The following is a 15,476-nucleotide window of genomic DNA, read 5'->3' on the forward strand; positions in this document are numbered from 1 at the left end:
CCCCCGAGGCCTCGGAGCCGGCACCGGGATTGCGCAGGTGGTTAGGTTTGAGCAGTGACTTCCACTACGGCTCCGACCATCTCCACCGTCGGCGAGCTGCGCGCGTCCGGCCACGTCGCCAAGACGCTGCGCGCCGAGATCCGCGACAACCTCCTCGCCGCCCTCGCCGAGGGCCGCGACCCATGGCCGGGCCTGCACGGCTTCGAGACCACGGTCATCCCCCAGCTCGAGCGGGCGCTCATCGCCGGCCACGACGTGGTGCTGCTCGGCGAGCGCGGTCAGGGCAAGACCCGCATCCTGCGCACGCTCGCGGGCCTGCTCGACGAGTGGACGCCGGTGATCTCCGGCTCCGAGCTGGGCGAGCACCCCTACGACCCGATCACGCACGCCTCCCAGGCGGCGGCGGCGAGCTACGGCGACGACCTGCGCATCTCGTGGCGCCACCGCAGCGAGCGGTACGCCGAGAAGCTGGCCACCCCGGACACCTCGGTCGCGGACCTCATCGGCGACGTCGACCCGATGAAGGTGGCGGAGGGCCGCTCGCTCGGCGACGTGGAGACCATCCACTTCGGCCTGATCCCGCGCAGCCACCGCGGCATCGTCGCGATCAACGAGCTGCCCGACCTCGCCGAGCGCATCCAGGTCGCGATGCTCAACGTGATGGAGGAGCGTGACATCCAGATCCGCGGCTACGTGCTGAGGCTGCCGCTCGACGTCCTGGTCGTGGCCAGCGCCAACCCCGAGGACTACACCAACCGGGGGCGGATCATCACGCCGCTCAAGGACCGCTTCGGCGCCGAGATCCGCACCCACTACCCCCACGAGCTCGACGCCGAGATCGCGGTGATCCGGCAGGAGGCCGACCTCGTCGCCGAGGTCCCGGACTACCTGGTCGAGATCCTGGCCCGCTTCACCCGCAACCTGCGCGAGTCGTCCTCGGTCGACCAGCGCAGCGGCGTCTCGGCCCGCTTCGCGATCGCCGGCGCAGAGACCATCGCCGCCGCGGCGATCCACCGCGCCACCGTGCGGGGCGAGGACGCGGCCGTGGCCCGCGTCGTCGACCTGGAGACCGCGGTCGACGTCCTGGGCGGCAAGATCGAGTTCGAGTCCGGCGAGGAGGGCCGGGAGGACGAGATCCTCACGCACCTGCTGCGCACCGCCACCGCCGAGACCGTCCGGGCCCACTTCCGCGGCCTCGACCTCGGGCTGCTGGTCGACGCGATCGAGTCCGGCGCGATGGTCACCACGGGCGAGCAGGTCACCGCCCGCGACTTCCTGACCGGGCTGCCGGTCCTGGGGGAGTCCGAGCTCTACGACGACATCTGCGACCGGCTCGACGCCACCAATGACGGCCAGCGCGCCGGTGCCATCGAGCTCGCCCTCGAGGGCCTCTACCTCGCCCGCAGGATCGGCAAGGACTCCGACGGCTCTGAGACCGTCTATGGCTAGGTCCCGCGCCAGCCGCTTCCGGCGCTACGACGGCGGCGACCCGCTCGCGCCGCCGGTCGACCTCGCCGAGGCGCTCGACGCCATCGGCGAGGACGTGATGGCCGGCTACAGCCCGGAGCGGGCCATGCGGGAGTTCCTGCGCCGCGGCGGCAAGGACCAGCAGGGCCTGGACGACCTGGCGCGGCGCGTGGCCGAGAGGCGGCGCGACCTGCTCCAGCGCCACAACCTGGACGGTACCCTGGAGGAGGTCAAGGAGCTCCTCGACCACGCCGTGCTCGAGGAGCGCAAGCAGCTCGCCCGTGACGCGATGATGGACGACGCCGAGCGTGCCTTCGCCGAGATGCGCCTGGAGAACCTCCCCGACTCCACCTCCGCGGCGGTCAGCGAGCTCTCTGACTACCAGTGGCAGAGCCGCGAGGCGCGCGAGGACTACGAGAAGATCAAGGACCTGCTCGGCCGCGAGATGCTCGACCAGCGCTTCGCCGGGATGAAGCAGGCCCTCGAGAACGCCACGGACGAGGACCGCGCCGCGGTCAACGAGATGCTGCAGGACCTCAACGGCCTGCTGGAGAAGCACCACCGCGGCGAGGACACCACCGCGGACTTCGACGAGTTCATGGACAAGCACGGGGACTTCTTCCCGGAGAGCCCGCAGAACATCGACGAGCTCCTCGACGCCCTCGCCCAGCGGGCCGCGGCCGCCCAGCGGCTGCGCAACTCGATGACCCAGGAGCAGCGCGACGAGCTCGACGCCCTGGCGGCGCAGGCGTTCGGGTCGCCCGAGCTCATGCAGTCGCTCGCGCAGCTCGACGCCAACCTGCAGTCGCTGCGTCCCGGCGAGGACTGGGGCGGCTCCGAGCGGCTCGAAGGCGAAGAGGGGCTCGGCCTCGGCGACGGGACCGGCGTACTCCAGGACCTGGCGGACCTCGACGCCCTCTCCGAGCAGCTCTCGCAGTCCTACGGCGGCGCCCGCATGGACGACGTCGACCTGGACAAGCTGGCCCGTCAGCTCGGCGACCAGGCGGCGGTCGATGCGCGCACCCTCAAGGAGCTCGAGCGCGCCCTGCGCGACAGCGGCACCCTGCGCCGCGACTCCAGCGGCCAGCTCAAGCTCACGCCCAAGGCGATGCGCCAGCTCGGCAAGGCGCTGCTCAAGGACGTTGCCGACAAGATGTCGGGGCGCCAGGGGCAGCGCGACCTGCGCCAGGCCGGGGCCGCGGGGGAGCGCTCCGGCGGCACCCGCGAGTGGGCCTTCGGCGACACCGAGCCCTGGGACGTGACCCGCACCGTCACCAACGCCGTGATCCGCACCGTCTCCGAGGGCGGCGACGCCAGCCACGGCGTCCGGCTCGAGATCGGCGACGTCGAGGTCACCGAGACCGAGGCCCGCACCCAGGCCTGTGTCGCGCTGCTCGTCGACACGTCGTTCTCGATGGCGATGGACGGGCGCTGGGTGCCGATGAAGCGCACGGCGCTGGCGCTGCACACGCTGATCAAGTCGCGGTTCCGCGGGGACGCCTTGCAGCTGATCTCGTTCGGGCGGCACGCGCAGGTGATGGACATCGAGGAGCTGACTGCGCTCGACGCGATGTGGGACAAGGGCACCAATCTGCATCACGCGCTGTTGCTGGCCAACCGCCACTTCCGCAAGCACCCCAACGCCCAGCCGGTGCTGCTGATCGTCACCGACGGCGAGCCGACCTCCCACCTGGAGGCCGACGGCGAGGTCTACTTCTCCTACCCGCCGCACCCGCTGACCGTCGCGTACGCCGTGCGCGAGCTCGACAACGCCGGCCGGCTCGGCGCACACACGACGTTCTTCCGCCTCGGCGAGGACCCCGGCCTGGCTCGATTCATCGACTCCATGGCCGAGCGCGTCGACGGCAGCGTGGTGGCCCCGGAGCTCGACGACCTCGGCGCCGCGGTCGTGGGCTCTTACCTCGGCTCCCGCCAGGGCGGCGGCAGCCCCATGGGCGACCTCCGCGGTGCCTACGGCGACTGGTTCGGCGGCCGCGGCTTCTGGGCCGGCGGCTGACCCACCGCTGACCCGTCAGAAGCTCTCTGACGGGTCAGTGGGTGCGCGGAGCAGTCGGGCGAGCTCCTCGACGCCGTCGACCAGTCGCGGGGCCGGGCGCGCCCAGGAGGCGTCGGCGTCGACGGAGTGCACGGGTACGCCGGGCGGCAGGACGCCCCTGGTGACCAGCTCGTCGGCGAGGGCCTGGGCTCTGGCGAGGTCGTAGCCGCAGGGCGCGACGATGATGACGTCGGGGCGGGCGTCGTGGACGGCCTGCCAGGTGACGCGCACGGACTTCGCCCCGACGGTGCCCAGGGCGACCTCGCCGCCCGCGGCCTCGATCATCTCCGGGATCCAGTGGCCCGGAGCGAACGGTGGGTCCGTCCACTCCAGCAGGGCGATGCGCGGTCGCGGCCCGGCGGGTATGCCGGCGCGCACCGCCTCCAGCCGGTCTCGCAGCGACGCGACCAGCGCGTCGGCCTCGCCCTCGTGGCCGGTGGCCTTGCCGAGCACGAGGACCGAGTCGAGCACCTCCTCCAGCGTGTGCGGGTCGTGCGTCAGCACGTCCGCCGTACAGCCCAGGTGCGCGAGCGCGTCGTCCACGACCGAGACGTCGACCGCACAGACCGCGCACAGGTCCTGGGTGACGACCAGGTCGGCGTCCAGGCCGGCGAGGGCGCCCGCGTCGAGGCGGTACAGGTCCTCCCCGCGCGCCACCGCCTCCGACACGAACGCGTCGATCTCCGCCGGGGCCAGGCCCTCCGGCATCGCGGAGCTCGACACGACCCGACGCGTCCTGGCCTCGGGTGGGAAGTCGCACTCGAAGGTCACGCCGACCACAGCGTCCCCCGCGCCCAGGGCGAAGAGGATCTCGGTGGTGGCGGGGAGCAGCGACACGATGCGCACGCAACCACCCTAGGGTGGGCGGGTGAACGAGGCGTTTCGTCGGGGAGTGCGCCTTGGGGTCCCCTTCTCCCTGGCCGGCTTCCTGATCTCGCTCTCCTTCGGCGTGCTGGCGGTGCGCTCCGGCTTCACGCCGCTCCAGGCGATCGTGATGTCGGCGGTCGTCCACGCCGGCTCGGCGCAGTTCGCGGGGCTCTCCATCGTGGCCGCAGGCGGCGGCGCGCTGCCCGGCGTCCTCGCCGGAAGCCTCATGAACGCCCGCTTCCTGGCCATGGGCATCGCGATCGCGCCGTCCCTGACCGGTGGACCGCTGCGCCGGGCCGTCGAGGCCCAGGCGGTCGTCGACCCGTCGTGGGCGCTCGCGAACAGGGGTGACGGGACCTTCGACCGGTGGCAGCTGATCGGCTCCACCGTGCCGCAGTACGTCGGGTGGGTCTCCGGCACCGTGGTCGGCGCCTTCGCGGGCGACCTGCTCGGGGACACCGACCGCTTCGGGCTGGACGCGATCTTCCCGACCTTCTTCGCCGGCCTGCTGCTCGCCGAGCTGCGCAACCCCCGCGCGCGCCCGGTGGCGCTCGCGGGCGCCGCGATCGCGCTGGCGCTGGTGCCGTTCACGCCGCCGGGGATCCCGATCCTGGCCGCGTCCGCCGCCGCGCTGGTGGGGCTGCGCCGATGACCGTCTGGCTGCTCATCGGTGGGATGGCCGTGCTCACCGCGATGATCAAGGCGGCAGGACCGGTCCTGCTCGGCGGACGCGAGCTGCCGGCCAAGGCCATGGGGGTCGTGGCCCTGATGCCGCCGGTCCTGCTCACCGCCCTCGTCGTGACCTCGACCTTGTCCGACGGGCGCCGGATCACCGTGGATGCCAGTGTGGTGGGAGTGGCCGCCGGCGCCCTGCTGCTGTGGCGGCGCTGTCCCTTGGTGATCGCCGTCCTCGTCGCGGCCGGGGTGACCGCGCTGGTCCGCGCCCTGGCCTGACTACGGTGGCCGGGTGGACGACCCGACCCTGACGGTGCTGGCGCTTCTCGGGCTCGCGGCGCTCGTGGCGGGCTACGTCGACGCGGTCGTCGGCGGTGGCGGCCTGGTGCAGCTGCCCGCCCTGCTGCTGGGCCTCCCCGACGCGACCCCGGTGCAGATCCTCGCCACCAACAAGCTGGCGTCCTTCTGCGGCACCACCGTCAGCTCGGCGACGTACTACCGCCGAATCAAGCCGGACCCGCGCACGTTCCTGCCGCTCATGCTCCTGGCGTTCCTCGGCTCGGCCAGCGGCGCCGGCATCGCGTTCCTGATCCCGCGCTCGGCGTTCGACCCGATCGTCCTCGTCGTCCTGGTCGCCGTCGGTGCCTACGTCGTGCTCAAGCCGGGGCTCGGCGGCCGGACCGCCCTGCGCTTCGCCGGGCGTCGGCACACGGTCGCCGCGATGGCCACCGGGTTCGTGATCGGCTTCTACGACGGCGCGCTCGGCCCAGGCACCGGCAGCTTCTTCGTGTTCACCCTGGTCGGCCTGCTCGGCTACTCGTTCCTGGAGGGCTCCGCCAAGGCCCGCCTCGCCAACTGGGCCACCAACCTCGGCGCCCTGGTGGTCTTCGTCCCCCAGGGCGTCATGCTCTGGAAGGTCGGTCTGGTGCTGGGCGCGGCCAACCTGGTCGGCGGCTACCTCGGCGCCCGTACGGCGGTCGCGCGCGGCGCGGGGTTCGTCCGGGCGTTCTTCATCGTGGTCGTGTCCGGGTTCGTCATCCGCATCGGCGGGGGGCTGGTCGGCCTGTGGTGAGCGACCTGTGGTGACCAGCTATCTCACGATCGCGCGCGACGCGCAGGCCGAGATCGAGGTGCGCCGCTCGCGCTTCCTCTGCACGCTGGCGCGGGTCGAGACCGAGGAGGCCGCGCGAGCGGTCGTCGCCGGGCTGCGCAGCCGGCACCACGACGCTCGCCACCACTGCTCGGCCTTCGTCCTCGGGCCCGGCGGGGCGGTCGAGCGGTCCAGCGACGACGGCGAGCCGTCCGGCACGGCGGGGGCACCCATGCTGGAGGTCCTGCGCGGGCAGGGGGTCAGCGACGTGGTGGCGGTCGTGACCCGGTGGTTCGGCGGCACGCTGCTGGGCGCCGGCGGCCTGGTCCGCGCTTACGGCGACGCCGTGCGCGCAGGGCTCGAGGTCGCCGGCACCCGCCGCCGCGACCTGGTCCGGGAGCTGGCGCTCGAGGTCGGGCACGCCGACGCCGGCCGGGTCGAGAGTGAGCTGCGCAGCCGGGGGTTCGCGGTGCTCGACGCGACGTACGGGCCCACGGTGTCGCTGCTGCTCGGGGCGGCCCCCGACGACGTGGAGCGGCTGTACGTGGCGGTGGCGGAGCTGACGTCCGGGGCGGGTCTCGCCGAGCCGGTGGGGGAGCGGTGGGTCGATACCATGGGAGCGTGACGTGGCTCACGGCGTTCCTCGACCTGCCCGCCGACGAGGTGGACGGGGCGACCGCGTTCTGGGCCGGGGTGACCGGCTACGCCGTCTCGCCGCCGCGTGGGCCGTTCGACGAGTTCGTCAGCCTGGTGCCGCCCGACGGCGACGTCCACCTGAAGCTGCAGCGCCTGGGCGAGGGGCCGCGCCGGCTCCACCTCGACGTGCACGTGCCCGACCCGGACCAGGCCGCCGTACGGGCGGAGCGGCTGGGGGCCACGGCCCTTCACCGCAGCGAGCACGGCTACGTCGTGCTGTCGTCTCCCGGCGGCCTGACCCACTGCCTCGTTGGGCACGACGCCGCGCGGCCAGCCCCGCCGGCCGACTGGGGCGCCCACCGCTCCGCGGTCGACCAGGTCTGCCTGGACGTGCCCCCGTCGGCGTACGTGCGGGAGACCGAGTTCTGGACGGCTATCACCGGCTGGGCCTTCGAGCCGCACGAGAACGAGGAGTTCGACAGCCTGGCCCGCCCGTCCGGAGCGCCGCTGCGAGTGCTGTTCCAGAAGCTGGCGGACGAGCAGGAGCAGGTGAGCGCGCACCTCGACCTGTCGACCACCGACCGTGCCGCCGAGACCACACGACATGAGGCGCTGGGCGCCCTAGCGGTGTCGATCCGCGGGCAGTGGACGGTGCTGCAGCCGCCCGCCGGCGGGGTCTACTGCATCACCGACCGCACCCCCTAGGTTCAGCACATGGACCGCGAGCAGCGACGCTTCCCGCCCACCGACGCCGACGAGCGCACGACCCTTCTGGCCTACCTCGACTACCACCGCGACACGCTGCGGATCAAGACCGCCGGCCTCGACGCCGCGCAGCTCGACACCCCGCACCCGCCCTCCGACCTCACCCTGGGCGGCCTGCTCAAGCACCTCGCGTACGTCGAGAACTGGTGGTTCCGCGCGGTCATGGCCGGCCACGCCGACGAGCCGTGGGCCTCGGTCGACTGGGCCGCCGACGAGGACTGGGACTGGCACAGCGCCAAGGACGACAGCCCGGCCCAGCTGCGCGATCTCTTCGACGCCGAGGTCGACCGGGCCGACGCCGTCATCGCCTCCTACGAGGGCCTCGACGCCGTGGCTGCCCGGCCCAACCGCCGCACCGGCGGCTACTACAACCTGCGCTGGATCGTGCTCCACATGATCGAGGAGTACGCGCGGCACAACGGCCACGCCGACCTGATCCGGCAGGCGGTCGACGGCGCGGTGGGCGAGTAGGCCTCAGGCCTCGGGATCGGCGAAGCCGGGCAGGTAGTCGGTCAGGATCTGGCGGAACGGCGCCTCAGCCTCGAGCTGGCTGAGCACGCCGATCCCGCCGATCCAGGTGCGGTGGATGAGCATGTACGACGGCGGCAGGTTGAGCTTGACCGCGACCGTGTAGCCGGGCTCGCGCGGGTTGTTGATGCGCTGGAACTGCTCGCGCATCCACTCCCGGGTGAACCGGAAGCGCTCGACCATCGTCGGCTCCACCAGCGGCGCGAGGTAGTCGACCAGCAGGTCGGGGTCGACGTCGATCCGCTCCTTGATGAACCCCTCGGCTCGCAGCTCCTGGATCAGCGGCTCCTTGTCCGCCAGCGCCGTCAGGCGGATCAGCCGGCCCATCACCTCGGGGAAGCGCCCGTCGGGCAGCCGCGCGACCGCTCCGAAGTCCAGCACGCCCAGCCGTCCGGGCTTGCCCTTCTTGCCGGGGATGATCCGGTAGTTGCCCGGGTGCGGGTCCGCGTGCAGCATGCCCGTGCGGCTCGGGCCCTCGAAGAGGAAGCGCACCATCAGCTCGCCGTAGTGGTTGCGCTCCTCGACGGTGCCGTCGCTGATGATCCGGGCCAGGGACGACTCGGAGTCGAGCCACTCGGTGACCAGCACCGTCTCGCCCACGTCGACCACGTCGGGTACGACGATGTCCGGGTCGTCGCGGAAGACTTCGGCGAACGCCCGCTGGGCCTCGGCCTCCAGGAGGTAGTCGAGCTCGTCCTCGGCGCGCGCCTGGACCTCCTCGACGAGCGGCTTGATGTCGACCCCGGGGAAGAGCGGCCCGATCGTCCGCGCCAGGCGGGAGAGCTGGCGCAGGTCGGCGCGCAGCGCGTCTCCGGCCCCGGGGTACTGCACCTTCACCGCGACCTCGCGCCCGTCGTGCCAGCGCCCCTTGTGCACCTGTCCGATCGACGCGGCCGCGCTCGGCCCACCGTCGAGCCAGACGAGCTTCTCCTTCCAGTCCGGCCCCAGGTCGCGGCTGAGAATCTCGCGCACGGTCTGGGTCGGCATCGGCGGCGCCGAGTCCTGCAGCCGGGTCAGCTGCTCGCGGTAGGGGCCGGCCAGCTCCTCGGGCAGGGCCGCCTCGAAGATCGAGAGCGCCTGCCCGAACTTCATCGCGCCGCCCTTGAGCTCCCCGAGCGTGCGGAAGAGCTGCTCCGCGGTGCGCTGCTGGATCTCGTCCAGCACCTGCTCCGCCGGCGCCCCACCCAGCCGCCGCCCCAGGCCCATCGCGCTGCGGCCGGCGTACCCCAACGGCAGCGCCGCCAGCCGCGCCGTACGCGCCGCTGCCCTGCGGGGAAGGTCCACCATGCCGCCCATTGTTCCAGGAGACCCCGCATCCCCGCGGCTTTCAGTGGTCGCGGTGCGGCGGCCTGCTCTCGGTGGTCGAGGTGCGAAGAGCGGCGGCCTGCTCTCGGTGGTCGAGGTGCGAAGAATGGCGGCCTGCTCTCGGTGGTCGAGGTGCGAGGAGCGCCAGCGACGAGCCTCGAGACCCGGTGACCCGACAGGCAGCCCGGGGGTACGGCGGTCAGGTCGCGGAGGTCTCGAGGCTCAGGCGTTGCACGCCTTCGCACCTCGACCACCGAGGGGTCGGGAAAGTTCTCAGTCCCTTGTGGATAAGGGCATTCTCGGCGCCTTCGACTGTCGGTGGCGGGTGCTTGAGTAGTCCCATGACCAGCCCCGCCGACCTCCTGCAGGTCATGCGCGACGAGACCCAGGCCGCGGTCGCGGCCGAGGTCCGGCGCCTGCACGCGGCGCTGGACTGGTGCGCCATCCACACCACCAACGACGAAGACGACGCCGCGTTCGGCGATCACGGCATCCCGCTCGCCGGACCCGGCGCACCCTGGGTGTCGGAGTTCGCGGTCATGGAGCTCGGCGCCGCCTTGGGGATGTCCACCGACTCCGCCAAGCGCTACGTCGGCGCCGCACTTGAGATCCGATACCGCCTCCCCAGGATCTGGGCCCGCGTCGAGGCCGGTCAGCTGGGGTTCTGGAAGGCGCGCTGGATCGCGGAGCACACCATGTGCCTGCCGATGGCGGGTGCGGCGTTCGTGGACCAGCAGGTGGCCTACTGCGCGCACAAGGTCTCCTACGCCGAGGTCGAACGACAGATCACCACCGCGGCGGCACGGTTCGACCCCGAGCAGGCCGAGAAGCTACGCCGCCAAGCCGCCGACGGACGCAAGCTCGACATCCACACCGACCACATGTCCCTCGAAGGCACCATCGACGTGTCCGGGACCCTGGACGCCCAAGACGCCCTCGACCTCGACACCGCGATCAACCGCCTCGCCGCGCACCGGAAGGCGGCCGGGTCGACCGAGTCGTTGGACGTACGACGCGCCCAGGCCGCTGGTGACCTCGCCCGCGGGCAAGACACGCTTGCCTTCGGTGATGACAGCGAGGGTGGTTTCGAGACAGGACTTCGTCCTTCCTCAACCACCGAGGGCATCAAGATCACCCGAGTGATCGACCTGCACATCCACCAGGCCGGGGTGTTCGGAGACCCGAACGCCACCGTCGGACGAGCCGGGCGCAAACCGGTGCTGCTCGAGACCATCCGCGAGTGGTGCGGCGCACCCGACACCGTCATCAACCTCAAGCCCGTCAGAGACCTCGCCGAGCACCTCCACGTCGCCGGATACGAGCACCCGGCCCGGCTCATCGAGCAGGACGACCTCATCGACCACACCTGCGTGTTCCCCTGGTGCACCCGGCCGGCCAAGCGGTGCGACCACGACCACGTCACCCCCTACCAACGCGGTGGACCGACCTGCTCGTGCAACTCCGCACCCCTGTGCCGCGGGCACCACCGCCTGAAGACCCACGGCGGCTGGTCCTACGACGTGGTGGACCGCGGCAGCTACGTCTGGCACTCACCCCACGGCCACATCTACCGCCGCGACCACACCGGCACCAAGCCGGTCCTGCGCCAGAGACCCTGAGCGCCCCACACCCCGCCACCCGCGGGGCCACCGGCATGAGCCGGTGCGCCGCGAGCGCGCCGCACGGCCCGGGTGGCCGGACCAGGTGTGGCTGCGAAGGCCGCTGTCGTAGCTCAACCCACGAAGATGCAGAACGGATGACCGGCGGGGTCGGCGAAGACGTACAGCGGCTCGTCGGGGTCCTCGCTGCGGTCGACGAGCTGCCGAGCTCCCAGCGCGAGGGCCCGCTCGCGCTGGCGCTCGAGCTCCTCGGCGTTGCTGATCGTGAAGTCCAGGTGCAGCTGCATCGGTACGTCGTGGTCGGGCCAGGTCGTCGGCGTCAGCCGATCGACCAGCTGGAAGGCCAGCACCCGTGCGTCGTCCTCCGGCCGGACCAGCACCAGCCAGTCGGCGTCGTCGGGGGAGCCGTCGGTGGGCGGCTCGTCGCCCGAGCGGTAGCCGAGCCCGAGCAGCTCGCGGTAGAACTCCGCGAGCCGCCGCGGCTCGGTCGTGTCCAGGACGGTGTGCAGCAGCTGGGGGAACTCCGCCATGCGATGACCTCCGTGATCTCCGAAACCCGGCAACGGCACGATCGGGGGCCGCTCCCTCGAGCACGCCGTCGGCCGCTCACACCGCCAGTACCTCTCGGCAGCGCCGAGCATGCCGCAGGACGCCAGACGCCGCTCGGCTCAGGCGAGGTCCGGGAGCCGCCCGAACCGCCGCACCTCGTGCGGCCAGCCGCAGGCCTCGGCGATCCTGCCCGCCCACATCGTGGCGGTCTCGTCGTCGGGTACGTCGACGACGGCGAACCCGCCCAGGAACTCCTTGGTCTCCACGAACGGGCCGTCCGTCACCAGACCCGACCCGCTCGTGGGGTCGACGCTGTAGATCGGGCCGTCCTCCTCCAGCCCGCCTGCGAACACGTACACGCCCGCGGCCTTCATCTCGTCGACCACGGCCAGCGCCAGGGGAGCGCGCCCGCGGAACCACTCCTCGGAGTGGTCCCCCACCCACTGCTGGTTGAAGTACAGGAGGTACTCGGCCATGTCTGCTCCTCGCGTGTCAGTGTCCCGTCGACGGGCCTGGCGCCCGCCCTCACATGCTCTACGAACAGAGACCGGCGATCACGACACGATCGGGTGGGGAGCCGCTCAGGCGGTCTCGGGGAACGTCACGCCGGTGTTGGCGTGGCAGCGGTAGCCGTTCGGGTTCTTCGCCAGGTACTGCTGGTGGGCGTCCTCGGCGTAGTAGTACGTCGGGGCCTCGCGCACCTCGGTGGTGATCTCGCCCAGGCCGCGGCGGGCGAGCTCGGCGCCGTACACCTCGGTCAGCTCCTTGGCCACGGCCTCCTGCTCGGGGGTCGTGAAGTAGATCGCGGAGCGGTACTGGGTGCCGACGTCGTTGCCCTGGCGCATCCCCTGGGTCGGGTCGTGGACCTCGAAGAAGCGCTTGACCAGGTCGGCGTAGGAGATCCGAGCCGGGTCGTAGACGACCCGGACGGCCTCGGTGTGGGCGGTGCGGCCCGAGCAGACCTCCTCGTACGACGGATGCGGGGTGTGCCCGCCCGCGTAGCCGACGGAGGTGGACCAGACGCCGGGCAGCTGCCAATAGACCTCCTCGGCGCCCCAGAAGCAGCCCAGGCCGAAGATCGCGACCTCGTAGCCGGCGGGGGCCTCGTCGGTGACCAGCGGCGTGCCGAGGACCAGGTGCTTCTCGGCCAGGGGGAAGTTGCGCTCGCTGCGACCCGGCAGGGCCTGGTCGGCGTCGATGAGCTCGGTCTTGGTGCGGGAGAAGAACAAGATGACTCCTTCGGTGGGCTTCCAGTGTCTCAACACCGTCAAGGAGGGGTTCGTTCCCCTTCGGCCAGCGGGAAGTGATGAGGCGGCTCCGGGTCGCGGCCCCGGCGAACCGCCTGAGTACGCTCGTTGGGTGAGCGAACAGCAGCACAGGAACAAGTCCGGCTTCGAGACGCGGGCGATCCACGCCGGCTACGAGCCGGACCCGGCGACGGGGGCCGTGATCGCGCCCATCTACGCGACCTCGACGTACAAGCAGGACGGCGTGGGCGGGCTGCGCGGCGGCTACGAGTACAGCCGCTCGGGCAACCCCACGCGCACCGCCCTCGAGGGCGCCCTGGCGGCCCTGGAAGAGGGTGAGCAGGCCTTCGCGTTCGCCTCCGGCCTGGCCGGCGAGCACACGGTGGTCCGGGCGCTGTGCCGCCCCGGAGACCACGTGGTCATCCCCGACGACGCCTACGGCGGCACCCACCGACTCTTCGACAAGGTCGAGCAGGCGTGGGGACTGACCCACAGCACCGCGGCCGTCTCCGACGTCGACGCCGTGCGGGTGGCCATCCGGCCGGGTGAGACCAAGCTGGTGTGGGTCGAGACGCCCACCAACCCGCTGCTCAACATCGGCGACATCGAGGCGCTGGCTGCGGTGGCCCACGACGCGGGCGCGCTGCTCGTCGTCGACAACACCTTCGCCTCGCCGTACCTGCAGCAGCCGCTCACCCTCGGCGCGGACGTCGTGGTCCACTCGACCACCAAGTACGTCGGCGGCCACTCCGACGTGGTCGGCGGCGCCGTCGTCGTACGCGACCTCGCGGTCGCCGAGGCGGTCGGCTACCACCAGAACGCCATCGGCGCCGTGCCCGGCCCGTTCGACGCGTTCCTCACCCACCGCGGCATCAAGACCCTGGGCGTGCGCATGGACCGGCACTGCGACAACGCCGAGCGCGTCGTGGAGTTCCTCGCAGCTCACCCCGCGGTGGAGCAGGTCATCTATCCCGGCCTCCAGGACCACCCCGGTCACGCCGTCGCGAGCCGCCAGATGAAGCGCTACGGCGGAATGGTGTCGTTCCGCGTCACCGGCGGGGAGGACCACGCGCTGGCGGTCTGCGACCGGGCCGAGGTCTTCACGTTGGGCGAGTCGCTGGGCGGGGTCGAGTCGCTGATCGAGCACCCCGGCCGGATGACCCACGCCAGCGTGGCCGGCACGGACCTGGAGGTGCCGGCCGACCTGATCCGCCTGAGCGTCGGCATCGAGACGGCGGACGACCTGCTGGCCGATCTCGACGCCGCACTGTCCGGTGGCTGACCCGCGGGTCGCGATCTGCGTCGACTTCGGCTCGACGTTCACCAAGGCATCCCTGGTCGACCTCGCCGAGGCACGCATCGTCGCCGCCGCGGAGCACCCCACGACGCTCCCTGTGGACGGACTCGGCGACATCCTCGACGGGTACGACGCCTGCCTGGCCGCGCTGACCGAGGCCGACCCCCGCGCTGTCGGGGCCGAGGTGGTGGCCTGCTCCAGCGCGGGCGGGGGCCTGCGGATCGCGGTGATCGGCAACGAGGAGCTGGTCACCGCGGAGGCCGGCCGCCGGGTTGCCCTCTCCAGCGGCGGCAAGGTCGTGGCGGTGCTTGCGGCGGCCGCCCAGGCACGCGACGCCGCGCCGTACCGCGCGCTGCGGGGCACGGCACCCGACGTCCTCCTGCTCACCGGTGGTACCGACGGCGGCAACAGCGAGGTGCTGCTGCAGGCCGCGCGGGATCTGGTCGCCAGCGGCTGGGACGGCCCCGTCGTGGTCGCGGGCAACGTGGACGCGCAGGCGGAGGTGAGCGCGGTGCTCGGCGACGTCCCCCACGTGCTGGCCGACAACGTCGTGCCCCGCATCGGGATCCTCGCCCCTGACAGCGCGCGGGCCGCGATCCGCGAGATGTTCCTGGCCCACGTCATCGGCGGCAAGTACCTGAGCAAGCGTGCCGACTTCCTGGCGATGGTCCGCGGCGCGACCCCCGACGTCGTGCTCGCCGGCGTCGAGCTGCTCGCCGACGGTCTGGACGCCGAGCGGCCCGGCGCGGGCGACGTCGTGGTCGTCGACGTCGGCGGCGCCACCACCGACGTCCACTCGGTCGTGGAGCTCGATCCCGAGGACTCGGGCCTGTCGCGCGAGGTCGTCGCCACGACCCGCGTCACCCGCACCGTCGAGGGAGACCTGGGGATGCGCTGGTCGGCGCAGAGCACGGTCGAGGCGGCGAACCTGCCCGAGCTCGCCGACGCCGCCCGCGCGCGCACCGACGACCCGGGGTTCCTCCCGGCCGGCGAGGCCGACCTCGACGACGACGAGGCGATCGCCCGCGCCGCCGTCGGTCTGGCGCTTCGCCGGCACGCCGGCCGCTCGCGGGTGGTCGTCTCGCCCGAGGGCCGAGTCGTCGAGCGCACCGGCAAGGACCTGCGCGAGGTCGATCTCGTGGTCGGGTCCGGCGGCGTCCTGCGCCACGGCCGCGACGGCGTGAGCTCGCGGGTGCTTGGGGGCAGCGTGGGGGCCGACCTCGAGGGTGGTTGGCAGCTGCCCGTGCGGGCACCGGTCGTCGTGGACACCCAGTACCTGCTGGCGGCCGTGGGGTTGCTGGCCCCCGAGCACCTCGACACGGCTCACCGGCTCGCGCGGCGCCTTCTCGCCGCCGGGCGCGTCTAGGGTGACCGC

16 protein-coding genes are annotated in these 15,476 nt (G+C 72.4%); 11 read left to right on the plus strand and 5 right to left on the minus strand.

The window, feature by feature from the left end:
• Nucleotides 1-54 precede the first annotated feature (54 nt).
• Both LRP67_RS20060 and LRP67_RS20065 read left to right on the plus strand, forming a co-directional pair.
• Entirely contained in the window at nucleotides 55-1,449 is a 1,395-nt protein-coding gene (locus LRP67_RS20060) for a sigma 54-interacting transcriptional regulator (protein ID WP_231271912.1), read from the plus strand.
• Nucleotides 1,442-3,484 (plus strand): VWA domain-containing protein, encoded by a 2,043-nt coding sequence (locus tag LRP67_RS20065; protein WP_231271913.1) that lies wholly within the window; start codon nucleotides 1,442-1,444, stop codon nucleotides 3,482-3,484. The genes LRP67_RS20060 and LRP67_RS20065 overlap by 8 nt, the downstream gene beginning before the upstream one ends.
• A 15-nt stretch (nucleotides 3,485-3,499) precedes the next feature.
• On the opposite strand, the gene LRP67_RS20070 is transcribed toward LRP67_RS20065, so the two are convergent.
• Nucleotides 3,500-4,369: an ABC transporter substrate-binding protein gene (locus LRP67_RS20070; protein ID WP_231271914.1), complete on the minus strand. Its 870-nt coding sequence runs from the start codon at nucleotides 4,367-4,369 to the stop codon at nucleotides 3,500-3,502.
• 22 nt (nucleotides 4,370-4,391) lie between these two features.
• Here LRP67_RS20070 and LRP67_RS20075 point away from each other — a divergent pair, with 22 nt between their 5' ends.
• From LRP67_RS20075 to LRP67_RS20100, 6 genes are read left to right on the plus strand one after another with little or no spacing between them, the layout of a single operon-like run.
• The gene (locus LRP67_RS20075) at nucleotides 4,392-5,042 is read left to right on the plus strand and encodes an AzlC family ABC transporter permease (protein ID WP_231271915.1); all 651 of its coding nucleotides are present in this window, start codon (nucleotides 4,392-4,394) and stop codon (nucleotides 5,040-5,042) included.
• The gene (locus tag LRP67_RS20080) at nucleotides 5,039-5,344 is read left to right on the plus strand and encodes an AzlD domain-containing protein (protein ID WP_231271916.1); all 306 of its coding nucleotides are present in this window, start codon (nucleotides 5,039-5,041) and stop codon (nucleotides 5,342-5,344) included. Before LRP67_RS20075 ends, LRP67_RS20080 begins: the two co-directional genes overlap by 4 nt.
• A gap of 13 nt (nucleotides 5,345-5,357) precedes the next feature.
• Nucleotides 5,358-6,137, plus strand: a complete 780-nt coding sequence (locus LRP67_RS20085; RefSeq protein WP_231271917.1) for a TSUP family transporter — start codon at nucleotides 5,358-5,360, stop codon at nucleotides 6,135-6,137.
• 10 nt (nucleotides 6,138-6,147) lie between these two features.
• Entirely contained in the window at nucleotides 6,148-6,780 is a 633-nt protein-coding gene (locus LRP67_RS20090; protein WP_231271918.1) for a YigZ family protein, read from the plus strand.
• Nucleotides 6,777-7,496, plus strand: a complete 720-nt coding sequence (locus tag LRP67_RS20095; RefSeq protein ID WP_231271919.1) for a VOC family protein — start codon at nucleotides 6,777-6,779, stop codon at nucleotides 7,494-7,496. The genes LRP67_RS20090 and LRP67_RS20095 overlap by 4 nt, the downstream gene beginning before the upstream one ends.
• Nucleotides 7,497-7,505: 9 nt before the next feature.
• Nucleotides 7,506-8,027 carry a DinB family protein gene (locus LRP67_RS20100; RefSeq protein ID WP_231271920.1) on the plus strand — a complete coding sequence of 174 codons (522 nt, stop codon included), beginning with the start codon at nucleotides 7,506-7,508 and terminating at the stop codon, nucleotides 8,025-8,027.
• Between the two features lie 3 nt (nucleotides 8,028-8,030).
• Here LRP67_RS20100 and LRP67_RS20105 read toward each other — a convergent pair whose 3' ends face one another.
• Entirely contained in the window at nucleotides 8,031-9,371 is a 1,341-nt protein-coding gene (locus LRP67_RS20105) for an AarF/ABC1/UbiB kinase family protein (protein WP_231271921.1), read from the minus strand.
• A gap of 359 nt (nucleotides 9,372-9,730) precedes the next feature.
• Here LRP67_RS20105 and LRP67_RS20110 point away from each other — a divergent pair, with 359 nt between their 5' ends.
• Nucleotides 9,731-11,008, plus strand: coding sequence for an HNH endonuclease signature motif containing protein (locus tag LRP67_RS20110; RefSeq protein WP_231271922.1), 1,278 nt, complete (start codon nucleotides 9,731-9,733; stop codon nucleotides 11,006-11,008).
• Between the two features lie 113 nt (nucleotides 11,009-11,121).
• Here LRP67_RS20110 and LRP67_RS20115 read toward each other — a convergent pair whose 3' ends face one another.
• The 3 genes from LRP67_RS20115 to msrA all read right to left on the minus strand — a co-directional run bounded on the left by LRP67_RS20115 (nucleotide 11,122) and on the right by msrA (nucleotide 12,786).
• A complete protein-coding gene (locus LRP67_RS20115) occupies nucleotides 11,122-11,538 on the minus strand; it encodes a VOC family protein (protein WP_231271923.1) in 417 nt (138 codons plus the stop codon).
• Between the two features lie 138 nt (nucleotides 11,539-11,676).
• Entirely contained in the window at nucleotides 11,677-12,033 is a 357-nt protein-coding gene (locus LRP67_RS20120) for a YciI family protein (RefSeq protein WP_231271924.1), read from the minus strand.
• Between the two features lie 105 nt (nucleotides 12,034-12,138).
• Nucleotides 12,139-12,786 carry a peptide-methionine (S)-S-oxide reductase MsrA gene (gene msrA, locus LRP67_RS20125; RefSeq protein ID WP_231271925.1) on the minus strand — a complete coding sequence of 216 codons (648 nt, stop codon included), beginning with the start codon at nucleotides 12,784-12,786 and terminating at the stop codon, nucleotides 12,139-12,141.
• Between the two features lie 130 nt (nucleotides 12,787-12,916).
• On the opposite strand from msrA, the gene LRP67_RS20130 reads away from it, so the two are divergent.
• Both LRP67_RS20130 and LRP67_RS20135 read left to right on the plus strand, forming a co-directional pair.
• Nucleotides 12,917-14,086 (plus strand): cystathionine gamma-synthase, encoded by a 1,170-nt coding sequence (locus LRP67_RS20130; RefSeq protein WP_231271926.1) that lies wholly within the window; start codon nucleotides 12,917-12,919, stop codon nucleotides 14,084-14,086.
• On the plus strand, nucleotides 14,079-15,467 hold the full coding sequence (locus LRP67_RS20135; protein WP_231271927.1) for a glutamate mutase L: 1,389 nt from the start codon (nucleotides 14,079-14,081) through the stop codon (nucleotides 15,465-15,467). Before LRP67_RS20130 ends, LRP67_RS20135 begins: the two co-directional genes overlap by 8 nt.
• Nucleotides 15,468-15,476: the final 9 nt, after the last annotated feature.

The organism is Nocardioides sp. cx-169, assembly GCF_021083605.1.
Lineage (GTDB): Bacteria > Actinomycetota > Actinomycetes > Propionibacteriales > Nocardioidaceae > Nocardioides.